Below are 232 nucleotides of genomic sequence, written 5' to 3'. Positions count from 1 at the left end.
CGTCAACGACTTCAACCAGTTCGGCCGCACCTGGCAGGTCATCGCCCAGGCCGACGGCAACTTCCGCGACAGCGTCGAGGACATCGCCAACCTGCGCACCCGCAACGACCGCGGCGAGATGGTGCCGATCGGTTCGATGGTCACCATCAAGCAGACCTTCGGTCCCGACCCGGTGCTGCGCTACAACGGCTACCCGGCCGCCGACATCGCCGGCGACGTCGACCCGCGCGTG

The 232-nt window shown here is 68.1% G+C and carries 1 protein-coding gene; it reads left to right on the top strand.

Annotated features, from left to right (window positions below; translation table 11 throughout):
• A partial coding sequence (locus HKX41_13830; protein ID NNC25213.1) for an efflux RND transporter permease subunit occupies positions 1 to 232 on the top strand: 232 nt, incomplete at both ends.

Source organism: Salifodinibacter halophilus, assembly GCA_012999515.1.
Classification (GTDB): domain Bacteria; phylum Pseudomonadota; class Gammaproteobacteria; order Nevskiales; family Salinisphaeraceae; genus Salifodinibacter; species Salifodinibacter halophilus.
The sequence above is the reverse complement of the archived record's forward strand: the minus strand, read 5'-3'. Positions and strand labels throughout refer to the sequence as shown.